The sequence below is a fragment of the Stygiolobus azoricus genome (assembly GCF_009729035.1).
Classification (GTDB): domain Archaea; phylum Thermoproteota; class Thermoprotei_A; order Sulfolobales; family Sulfolobaceae; genus Stygiolobus; species Stygiolobus azoricus.
Genome location: NZ_CP045483.1, coordinates 1106683 through 1118535, shown reverse-complemented (window position 1 = coordinate 1118535; position 11853 = coordinate 1106683). Strand labels below are relative to the sequence as shown.

9 protein-coding genes are annotated in these 11853 nt (G+C 35.2%); 4 read left to right on the top strand and 5 right to left on the bottom strand.

The annotated features are described in order from the left end of the window. Nucleotides 1-32: 32 nt before the first annotated feature. Nucleotides 33-1358, bottom strand: coding sequence for an aminotransferase family protein (locus D1868_RS06250; protein ID WP_156006613.1), 1326 nt, complete (start codon nucleotides 1356-1358; stop codon nucleotides 33-35). Nucleotides 1359-2015: 657 nt separating this feature from the next. Further along, the gene (locus D1868_RS06245) at nucleotides 2016-2939 is read right to left on the bottom strand and encodes a metallophosphoesterase family protein (RefSeq protein WP_156006611.1); all 924 of its coding nucleotides are present in this window, start codon (nucleotides 2937-2939) and stop codon (nucleotides 2016-2018) included. 301 nt (nucleotides 2940-3240) lie between these two features. Here D1868_RS06245 and D1868_RS06240 point away from each other — a divergent pair, with 301 nt between their 5' ends. The 3 genes from D1868_RS06240 (at nucleotide 3241) to D1868_RS06230 (ending at nucleotide 6534) form a co-directional block, all read left to right on the top strand. Further along, nucleotides 3241-4827 (top strand): APC family permease, encoded by a 1587-nt coding sequence (locus D1868_RS06240; RefSeq protein WP_156006609.1) that lies wholly within the window; start codon nucleotides 3241-3243, stop codon nucleotides 4825-4827. Between the two features lie 46 nt (nucleotides 4828-4873). Then, nucleotides 4874-6007, top strand: coding sequence for an arginine deiminase family protein (locus tag D1868_RS06235; protein ID WP_156006608.1), 1134 nt, complete (start codon nucleotides 4874-4876; stop codon nucleotides 6005-6007). 146 nt (nucleotides 6008-6153) lie between these two features. Continuing rightward, nucleotides 6154-6534, top strand: coding sequence for a hypothetical protein (locus D1868_RS06230; protein ID WP_156006605.1), 381 nt, complete (start codon nucleotides 6154-6156; stop codon nucleotides 6532-6534). On the opposite strand, the gene D1868_RS06225 is transcribed toward D1868_RS06230, so the two are convergent. The 3 genes from D1868_RS06225 to D1868_RS06215 form a co-directional block, all read right to left on the bottom strand. After that, nucleotides 6526-8643, bottom strand: a complete 2118-nt coding sequence (locus tag D1868_RS06225) for a molybdopterin-containing oxidoreductase family protein (protein ID WP_156006604.1) — start codon at nucleotides 8641-8643, stop codon at nucleotides 6526-6528. The genes D1868_RS06230 and D1868_RS06225 overlap by 9 nt on opposite strands. Nucleotides 8644-8857: 214 nt before the next feature. Further along, nucleotides 8858-9367 carry a hypothetical protein gene (locus D1868_RS06220; protein WP_156006602.1) on the bottom strand — a complete coding sequence of 170 codons (510 nt, stop codon included), beginning with the start codon at nucleotides 9365-9367 and terminating at the stop codon, nucleotides 8858-8860. Nucleotide 9368: 1 nt separating this feature from the next. Next, entirely contained in the window at nucleotides 9369-11033 is a 1665-nt protein-coding gene (locus tag D1868_RS06215) for a hypothetical protein (RefSeq protein WP_156006601.1), read from the bottom strand. Between the two features lie 469 nt (nucleotides 11034-11502). Here D1868_RS06215 and D1868_RS06210 point away from each other — a divergent pair, with 469 nt between their 5' ends. Next, nucleotides 11503-11814 (top strand): hypothetical protein, encoded by a 312-nt coding sequence (locus tag D1868_RS06210; RefSeq protein ID WP_156006599.1) that lies wholly within the window; start codon nucleotides 11503-11505, stop codon nucleotides 11812-11814. The last annotated feature ends 39 nt before the right edge of the window (nucleotides 11815-11853 follow it).

Sequence of the window (11853 nt, the reverse complement as noted above, 5' to 3'; positions counted from 1 at the left end):
GTTTAAAAAGAAAATGTATGGCTTTAAATACCTTATTCTCTGTACTCCTTATCCAACTCAGAGATTACTTTATCTAGTTTATCTATAGCCTCATCAATCTCCTCCTTCTTAATTATGAGCGGAGGGGAAATCACAAACCACGATGGTCCATTAAAGACATAGACTCCTTCATCTAAAAGCTTCTTTGCTACCTTATCTACAGAAGATGTATTTCCCTTGTATTTATCCTCGTACGTGGCAAAAGGCGTATTATTCTTATCCTTCACGAACTCCACTGCCCAGAATAAGCCTACACCTCTTACATCACCTATGCTCTTGTGCCTTTCCTTAAGCTCCATTAACCTTTCGCCCAAATACTTCCCCATAGCTTTTACATGAGATAAGAGATCTAACCTTTCAAACTCTTCAATTACTGCAGGTATTGCAGAAAGAGAGATGGGGTGAGCTTCGAACGTATGACCGTGGGCAAAGAAATTATCCTCGAAGAATTCTCCGATTTCTTTACTTACCCCAGTAATGCCTATTGGAACGTAAGATGCAGTAGCGGATTTTGCAGTAGTCAAAATATCAGGCTCTATCCCCCATGTGTTTACTGCAAACCATTCTTCAGTTCTCCCCCATCCAGTCATTACTTCGTCTGCAATAAACAATACGTCATTTTCATTAGCTATTTTCCTAACAGTAGGTAAATACTCTTTCGGCGGAACTACTACCCCGTTAGTACCTGTTATGGGCTCCAATATTATCCCTGCAACATTATGTTCATTTCTTATAACGTACTCAACGTAGTTTGCACAAGCTAGATTACAGTCAGGATACTTCAACTTAAGTGGACACCTGAAACAGTAAGGTTCTGGTATCCTCACAACACCGCCGGGAATATGTGGCTCTGCAAACCATCTCCTATAGTCTCCAGTGAGAGAGATGGAGCCATATGTAGAACCGTGATAGGATCTATACCTAGCTATGATCTTATACTTTGGGTTTTTCACTAGTCTGGCTATTTTAATAGCAGCTTCGTTTGCTTCTGTACCTGAGGTAGAGAAGAAGAACTTGGTAATGCTCCTTGGCATCACTTTAAGTAGGGATTTCACAGCTTTCATTCTAACTTCTGTAGCGAATGCAGGAGAAATATATTGTAATTTGTCCAACTGCTCCTTTATACTTTCTATCACTCTCTTATTTCCGTACCCTAAGTTTACATTAACCAATTGGGACGATAAGTCCAAATACCTCTTTCCTTGTGAATCGTAAAAATACACGCCTTCAGCCTTTGTCACTGTTATAGGATTCCAATCCCTTTGTTTCCTCCATGTGCCGAAAGTGTGTTCTTTAACAACTTTAGCTATGTCATCCATAATTGGTATGACAATTGAATAATATATAAATTTTGTAGAGGATAAATTAGAAATAATATAACTCGAGACGTATTCACGCGTAAATTTTTAACTAAAATGTTAAGACACGGCCTTAGTAACTCCTAATTAAGAATAAGCTAATATTAAAAGACTAACGATACGACTTTAAAGCGAATACTTAAGGGAATTGAGATTTCCTATTGTCTAACAACTCACATTAAAATACCTAAAACTCCAGCTAACTAACGTTTAAAAAGGAGCTATTTCTCAACTAGCCTTCTAATTTTTGACCAAAACAACTGGGGGTAGGAGTAATAACTAAAAATTTTGAATTGAATACGTAAAGACATTTCAATAGTGACAGGTATCGTAAGCTGTTTACATAATGTTTAGCCACTCTTAAACTTTTTATCCAAAAATTATCTGCATAGAAAGTACATATAATTTTAATGAAAAATTTAAAAAGAGTTTAACTTTGTCCAGTGTCTTAAAAGATTGATTTATCACTTTACGTTAAAGAATTAAAAAGTGAAAAGATAGTTCATATCATTCACACATCGATTATTAACTGTAATCATAAGGTACTATCCAATTACGTTCAATTAATTTTTGCAGTAAAAAATTATCAATAAAATGTATAATGTGCAAGTTTTTGTTCTATCCTCTTCCAAGATGAACAGTCTTCACGTCATATTTCTTAGCGTAAAACTTTCCGAATCCTTTTATGTCTCTCTTTATTACGATCAGAGCATAGTCAAGGATTCCGTCCTTATATTCACTACCGGGGTTTACGACTTTTGTGTTTCCTACTTTGTCAACACCAGCTGATTCGTGTATATGACCGTGCAATCCTAGCAAAGGTTGATACTTCTCAATCATTTCTCTTACTGAAGAGGAACCAACATGATCCCTCTTATTACCCACTATTGCATAGTCCAGTTTTGTATTATATGGTGGAGCGTGGAAGTTAAAGATAACATTATCGAAATGTTCAATTCCCTTTAGTTTATCACTAATTTTATTATAAAGCGTTGACTCGGGAAGTTCTCTATACGTATTCCAAGGAGTTGGATTAACGTAACCGCAACTTACAAGAAATAAATCGTCAAGCTCTTCTATTTTATTCTCGCTTACCTCGAATCCATACCTTTTCATCATCTCGTCAGCTTCTAAAGGATCATCATTCCCCGTGTTCCATATCACCTTTATGTTTGGCTGTTTCTTCTCAACAAATATTTTACTCCATTCAGCTATTTGACCATCAATAAATTCTAGTATTTTCTCCTTTCTAAAATATGGATTAGACTTGAACTCCTCCATCTCCTCAGTCTTTTCAAAGAATAAAGGTGCAATCCCTGAGACCTTATATTCTTCATGAAGTTCAGTCAGTGAAACCTCTTGTTGTCCCACATAGTAACTATTACCTGATTTCATGACAAGGATAAAATCTTTTGAGAACAAATCTCCACCGAAAATTAGATAGTTAACTGAGAACATCTTTGCAGCATTCAACGCCTTCCTAAACACTGTTTCAGAACCATGAATATCTGACACGAATAAAATCTTAGTTTCTAGCGGCATAGAATGTGGTTAGTTAATTTAAATTTTAAGCTTTTTTCTAAACTGATTAAAACTTTAACAATATTTCATGACTTAGATATACGTTTCAATTAAACACTTCACAAGATCATCGAATATGAAAGTTAAAAATAATTAGTAATTACCAAATTTTTGAAAAAATTTTTATAACAATAAAATTTTTTTATAATGAGGATTCTCCCTTCTTTTAACAATTTTATCAGATCGCATCGCGTATTTTTTACGTATTTTAATAATACTCATTTTAAAGTTTTAATAATGGTCCAAGATAGAGAAGAGTAAAATGGCCGAGGATAAAGAGTTAAAAAAAGAAAATAATATTCAAAAAAGTTTATTCGCAAGAGAATCGTCTGGTTTAGTGAGAGAAATAAACTGGCTTACAGCTATGTTTATAAGCATGGGATTTATAGCGTTCTACGCTTTACCCGTATCATTCTTATCCGGTCTCTATGTCTCACCAAATGGAATAGCAATTCTCGCTGCATTATTAAGTTGGATAGTATTATTACCTCACGCTTTCATTTGGACTAAAATAAGTGAAAGTTATCAGAGGACAGCAGCTGATTATGTATTTGCAAGTAGAGTTCTTCACCCTGCAATCGGTATAGGTGTAGGTTTAGTTTTTGGAATCTCTCAGATGATATTTGACGCTGCAATTGTATATGATGGTGTAGGACAACTTGCCTCCGGTTTCTCTGCTATGGGTATTAACTTCGGCCAGCCTTACAGCGGAATAGCCTCTACGCTTTCTAATCCTTACGTAGTTCTCTTTATAGGAGCTATTACATTTACGATAGTTATCCTGCTGAACATATTTGCACCCAAGTTCACAAATGAACTTATGAGTATCGTGACCGGTATAGCCCTTGTTACTTTTATAATCAACGGTGCGCTAATGTTTACTGTTACCCCTCAGAGTATAGCAGCATCTGGAATAACTTATCAAGAATTGGTGAGTGCATCTACAAAAGTCACTCCTCTATTCTCCAACGTAGGTCTAGCGACAATAGGGTTAATGGTGTTTACCGCTTCTTTCCTTCCATTTGTAAACGGAGCAACTTCCGTTGCAGGAGAAGTTAGGGGTGGTAGTAAAGCCTTTACAAGAGGGGTATTTATGGCATTAGTAGTTTCTGGAATATTGATTACCTTCTTCATTACTGCAAGCATTATGTCTTTAGGAACTAAGTTCTTTATAGGTGCTGGAGTCTTAGCCTCCACTAATTCCGCAGCCTCTGCCTTAACTAACCCAACTTTTGACGTAGTGCTAGCCAATAAGAATTTACCACTTGACTTATTCCTAGTCATTGGATCTTACTTCTGGTATATTGCTGTAATGTTTGCTGTTGCCCTATTCGTGTCTAGGTATTTCATGGCTGTTGCATTTGATAAGGCATTACCTACAGTGGTATCTTACGTGAGTGAGAAGTTCCATAGTCCCGTAGTAGCTCACCTAATAGATGAGGTAATAACGATATCTAGTTTAGCTATAATAACAGTAACACCATTAAGTAGTGCATTCTTCTATGGTATGGATACAGCTGATGCTATGGCACTATTGTTCGGTTTCATAATAGTAGTACTTGCTGTTATATACTCCTCTGTAAGGAATTTACCTTCAGCCCTTAAGGGAAATAGAAGTCTAATATTATTAATAGGTGTAATAGACTTTGTAGTTCTATCCATTTACGCATACTACTGGTTCGGTAACTCCACAATATACCTTGGTATACAGATGAACCCAGCCACATGGGCTATAATAGCTTCACCTTTCTTAGCAGGCATTGCAAGCTATTATATCATGAAATTCTATAGAGCTAAGAAGGAAGGAATAGACCTATCTATGACCTTCAAAGAAATACCACCAGAGTAATAATAATGGGAAAAGATTTTTATACCAAGTCAATTATTTTTATTATATGGACTTAAAATCCGAGTTCTCCCCCTTGAAAAAAGTAGTTGTCGCAACACCTGGAAGAGAAAAGGAAAGACTAACTCCTAAAACCTTGTATGAGCTCCAATATGCGGAAATACCTGATCTCGAGGAATTAAGAAGTGAACATAACGAGTTTAAGAGGAAGCTAGCTGAGGCAGGTGCAGAAGTAGTTGATATAAGAGAGGAAATAAAGAAGTTACCTAAGGAGGAACTTATGGACTACATAACTAAACGCTCCGAGTGTGCTTTAACTTCTCTCGAAAATTTAGACTTACCTACTTTAGCAGATATTGCAATATCAGGACTTACGTATACTGAAGCTAATGCATTAGGGATATTAAAGGACTCAATAATAGGTGAAGATGCTGATCTCTGTCTTAGACCACTGGTTAATATAATGTTCACAAGAGACCCTGGAATGGTTATGGGAAAAACATATATAGCTGGGAAAATGAGATGGGAAAGCAGAAGAACTGAACCAGAACTTCTACTGAAAGTACTTAAGCCAGATAATGTAGTAAAGGCCGAAAAAGGATTCTTTGAAGGAGGGGATTTTATGCCGTTAGATTACGGAAAACTGTTAATGGGATTCGGTACTAGATCTAGTGCTTTAGGAATAAACGACGTATTACCTAAACTAGTACAACTAGGTGAATTAGATGAAGCAATACTTGTTAGACTTGAGACACCAGAATACCATCCTAATAAGGGCATAGGACATCTTGACACGGTAATGGGAATTCCGTCTAAGGATGTAATAATATATTATTCCTATCTGGATTCTATGAAGGTTTACATATACTCCAAAAGCGGGACAAGAAAAGTTGAAAAACCTCTTAGAGAAGTATTGAAAGATTATCTAGCGAGGGATTTAAGGGTAGTATTCATAGGTAACAGAGAGTATTATGCGGAAGAAAGAGAACATTGGTTATTAGCTAGTAATATTATTGTTGTTGATCATAACAAGATCATAGCTTATGAACACAATAGAATTACGAACAAGTTGCTAACAGAAGTAGGAATTAAAGTTATCACATTCAGAGGTAACGAGATAATTAAAGAAGGCGGTGAGAGAAGCGGCCCTAGATGTATGACGTTACCTTTAATCAAAACATAAAGTTTTACTCCTTAAATTATTTGTATTTATATCTATAAAAAATATAAATTTTTTTAATACTATAAAAATTTTTTAACGTATAATCATAGGTTTTATATATATATTAAAAATAAGCTTAAATAGTATATCTTGCTAAAGTAATATTAATGACTGTTGTTTATAGAGAAGAACTGAGTAATGTCGAACTTAGGTTGTTTTATAGTGTAAAGAATTTACTAGAAATTATACCGCACAAATCAGAATTAGATAAAGATATACTACGGATCAAAATAAGGAAGTTCGTTTATGAAGATATACTCGAATTTAAACTAACCAAGGTGACTGGTTTAGGGTTTGTAGAATATAAATTCGAAGGAAAAGACGGACGGGGAAGCTTTTTTGTTACTTTAAGTAAAATCAAAAAGGACACAATAAATGTTTATTTCACTTACACGGGTAAAAACGAGAAACAGATGTTAAAACTATTCGAAGAAGTAATAAGCAAACTAAAGGAGGTAAAAATTTCTCACAATAACGAATTACCTTAAAGGCCTTATTTTCACAATGTTCAACGACTGGGCAATACTACCTGAAATAGGATCTGTAATCTGCTCACTTATCAAACTGTTAACGTCGAAACCGTGACCGTAAGCAAATCTCTCCCCTTTTGAGTGCCTACCGAAACCAAAATAAGTAAACACAGTATCATCCCTTATACCCTCACTGACTTTCACCCTGCATCTAACCCTTTGTCCCGTAGTTAATGATATAACCTCAACTTCATCTCCATCCTTGATTCCTAGCTGTAGTGCTTTGTTCTTACTTATCGTTACTGGATTATCGGGGGCAAGTTTAATGAGCGTTGGAATGTCAAAAGTTATGCTATCTTGCGTGTGGTATAACGTATGACCAGTAGTTAAGAAGAACTCGTCAGGAGCTCTAGGCATAATATTCTTTTCGACGTAGGTGGGTATAGGATAATAACCATATTTCCTCAGAGTTTCAGAATAGATCTCGATTTTACCTGAAGGCGTTCCTAACGGTTTTTTGTAAGGATAAACTTCGTATATCTCTTCTGGAATTCTCACACATCCCTTTTCAATCAACTCCTTCCGATCTACGTTTAACTGTTTTAGAATCATCTCCTCTAGATCCTCAAAAGTTGCGTTTGACAAGCCCAATCTGTGTTCTAATTCGAGCAAAATCCACCATAATGGTTTAGTGTCATATAAAGGATCTACCGTCTTTTGATGAATATCAACCCAGTTTTCTAAAGTCCAACCTACAGGTAAAGGAAGTTCATCCCGCTCAAAATACGTCGATTCCGCCAATACTACATCCGCGTATTCAGTTACCTCAGATGGCATTATATCGATAACGACTAGAAAGTCCACAGCTTTTAACGCTCTTCTTACGAACTCCGAGTTAGGATCTCTACCGTCTAAGTTGGTACCGACTACCATTAGTGCTTTAATAGGATAAGGACTACCAGTAAGGATTGCCCTATACACTTCCTGAAATGCTGCATAAGTTAGTGGGTACCTGATCTTATCAATTCTAGGAGCTTTAACGTTACTCTTTTCGTAAAGTTTGACCTTGGCTTTCTTAGCTATAACTAATCCTCCCTTCTTATCGATATTACCAATCATAGCATTAATTGTAAAGGCCGCCATCCACGTATAAGTCGAGTCACTAGAGAATGACGTGTGCCAACCATCATCTATAGCTGCTGCAGGTCTATTTAACCATAGATTTTCTGCCACATACTTAACGTCGTCGTAACTCACTCCAGTAATTTGCTGAAGTCTCGGATACACTTTTTCACCCTCCTTTTCAAGTAAGGAGAATACTGTAACTGCCTTTCTCCCATTTATCACTCTTTCATCTAGAAGTCTATCGGAGTAAATGCCAGTAGAAGTTAGATCGTCTTCATATACTAATAAGGGCGCGTTAGTGTACTTCAACAAAAAGTCCTGGTCATACATATCGTTTTTGTTCATGTAATATATTACACTTAGTAAAAAAGCTGTATCAGTTCCAGGTCTGATGGGTATCCACCTCTCCGCATACCTTTCTGCTATAGCGGATTTTCTAGGATCTACTACAGCTATTCTTAACCCTTTCTTCCTACCTTCGTCTATTCTTCTAACAATATCTGGGACTATGCCTTCTAACGGATTTCTTCCGATAAAGGTTATGAACTTGGAGTTAGGGTAATCGGGGTCTACACTCCTAGGCCCTTCGGTGCCGAGTACTAATTCTGAAGCTACAGTTCTTGGGCCATGACATACGGATTCATGCCCAATTAAATTAGGAGTTCCATAAAGAGCTGCAAACCTTTCTAAGAGTTCTTTCCCATAATCATGAAAAGTTATAGCAAGATATTCAGGATGACCTTCATCTAATAACTCCTTCAAATACTTAGCTACGATATCAAGCGCCTTATCCCATGTTGTTGGGACTAAGATGTCACCTTGTCTTATAAGAGGTGATTTGAGCCTATCAGGATGTGTTAGAAGGAAGGGTCCGGCTGCACCCCTACCACAAATTCCAGGCTGTGGATGGTTCTTGTTTGGAGCAACTCTAACTGTCTTTCCTTCAACTGATGTTATAATTCCGCAAGCGTTCTTACACATGTAACATCTTGCAAAAGGCATGAAAATATTATTCAATTCCATGATATTAAGATTAATGAACAATGTCTTTTCTTTAAAGAGGGGTTATAGTAACATGAAAGAGTACATTTATTCAATTTTTATGCTTTTCCCACTCATAAAGTTCTTATTCGTTAATTAATGGAAATACACTTTATACTTTTTCCTTCTATTTCGTGATCCAGATATAGAAAGTAAACTAAAAATGGAAAGTTGCTTAAAATTGTCTCACTTTCATTATTTCTATACCAGAGGCTATTACACTAGGTATAATAAATATTGGGTAAAATTGTAAGGAAGGAGAGAAGATGTAGTTAACGATAATCATCACGTAGTACAGTGATGATATGCCCCACAAAACCTTACTCAACCTTGAAATACAATTAGGAATTACGGAAGCAAACAGACCAATACCTACTAAAGCGAGACTGAAAAGGGCGTAAATGTTAGGAAAAAGATAGAAGATCACGAGGAATGTGAAATATACAACTAATAAACCAATAACGTAACCCTCACGAGAGGTGAGGAATAAAATTATGAAGAGTAAGGGAATGCCAAGAAACTGTATGCCTAAAAATATTTCAGGCGTAAGAGGGGTATAAAATAAGGGGAAAGGTGTGGGGAAAGTGCTAACAGTTAAAAAAGCACTCAACTCATAAAATAACAAAATCAAGAAAAAGAATAACAAGTAAGAAATGTAAAAATAAATTAACTTCTTGTTCATCATACTAACCACCATCATAATAGTAAGAATAGTTCATTATAAAGCCTAATAAAGGCGTCTCTAAGGAACTGGAATAATTCAAATAACTAACATAAACCTGACCACTACCCAAAGCCCGACCCGTAGTAGTAGCCGGAAGATCTACAGTTACAAAAGTATTTATAAAGTAATATTCTATTTGAGTACTACTGCTAAATAAGAAAGATACAATAGAATGACCAATATCTATTGCAGCAACAACATCTTCCGGAATCTCTAATTCAGGAGCCAGAAGACTGAGAACTAGAGCTGCAGCATCAAAAACTGTCTCAGTCGTCCTATTATCTTTCGCATATTGATCTATATACTGCGCATTAAACCAAAAACCTCCGCCGCCTGGTTCATCTGGTTCAACATTCCCTGAAGTCGAAACTTTACCATTCTCCCACCGAGCAAAACCATATGGACCACTTTCCAGCTTACCAATAAATAATTTACTAAAATAGGTATATAGTAATGTCACACTACCATTACCCACTGCCAAAGGATAACGATATTCGCCACTAGAATTAGTGTAAATAACACACGTTATACCATTACCACTCTCAACAGCAGCACCAAGATTTGGACTAGCCCACAAAATTTCAAAAACAGTAACATATGGAACATAGGGGTTACCAAATTTAGCATATGAAGGATTGTCCTCATACACTCTGTAAATAACTACTGCAATCGTAGCATTATAATAAGTATAAATTGTAGGATCATACAACTTAGAAAGAAGATACTCACCATAGATTACCATAGTATTCCAGTTTACTTTGGCTGAGTAGGAAACTCCTATATAGGGACCACCGTAATTAGTAGAATTACTTACTGCAAGCCAACTAACCTCATAAAAAAGACCAGTATAAAGAGTTATCATAGAGTAATTATCGTATTCATTTACGTTATTGCTTAATGTTACCCAATTTAATGGTACTGAGAAGTTATAGAAATACACTATGCTTGTAACTGGTTTGAATTTCCATGATCCTTTAAGAACTGGTTTTCCTTCATACTCTTCTTCGCTCACGTTTAGTATGTAAGGATGTTTTTCCTCTTGATTGTTTGTTAATATTTCTTTTCTTAATGTTTGTATTTTGTTAATTTCTTGTTGGATAGTCGTCATATTCAATTTTATTAATTTTGGTATTATGTTAATATCTGCTACAATCTCTATTGGTTTGTCTTCTAATACCCAGCTTGGATTGTATTCTATTTCCTCAGCACTTGAGTATGTCTCATTCCCATTTACATATGTTGCTATTACTAGTAGTGAAGTATTCACATTCTCGTATTTTCCCCACGGTTCCACGTAATTCACTATTGCTGTGAATGGTATTTTTACTGACTGACCGTAAAACTCCTTGTAAAATACTACTCTCCTAGGTTGGTTTATGTAAACTGATATTATAGCGTTGACTGGCTGATTATTTGAATAAACTTTTATCACGAATGATGGGTCAATGGGATCTTCGAAGTATTCAATTATTCCGTTTGATGTTTTTTGGTATCCTATTAATATTGGTGTGAATAAGTAAAGTATTGCCATTAGTGACGTTAGTGTCACAATCGTGATTGTGAACACTGTTAGTATCTTCATTTTCAAAGAATTTTCCTCTAGTAATTTCTTAATCCTCCAATTCATAAACAATTATACGAGATTACTTATATAAACTTTTCTTCATCATTATTTCGTTTTTTATCAATATTTTCTCACTTCTCATACTGTATAGCTCTTCCCTCTAGCAAGGAAGCCACGCCAGTTAAGGCGGTGGTAGTTCACATTATGAAATTGCTATTATCAATACGATCATTCTCTAATTGTTATAAATCAAAAAACTAACTTTAAATTAGTTTTAGGAATTAAAACTATTTTAATAAAAATATTGTATACAAAGCAAAACTTAAATATGCCTCAATATTAATTATATTATAAATTATTAGGTTAATAACTATGATCAAATTTTTACATAGATTTTAAACTATCAACGAGTATATAATATATAATTATAGTTTATCATGCCCATTTAATAAAAACTTTTCATCGTATTATAGTTATAAAAGAAACGTGTATATACTTCTTAAGCTAAGAGAGATTATAGGGTGAAAAAATAATGATAAGCAAAGTAATTTCAATAATTGGAGGAATAGTAACATTAATAGCAGGATTAGTAGACATAATAACTAGACATCCATTAGATTACTATATTTATGGATTGAACATCATTAGCGGATCTATAATGATATACCTCGGTATATTAGGAATAGTGTCTGGATTAATGACATTATACGGTACATACAAGAATAATAGGGACTTTGTTATAGCTGGAGGAGCAATAGGATTAGCTACTCCTACAGAATTCTCACTCCTAAGTATAATTGGAGGACTTAGTATGAAAGCTGAAAAACAAGCTACTAAGTTATGATTTTTTATTTAATAATTTTACTATTTTCATGATTTTTTG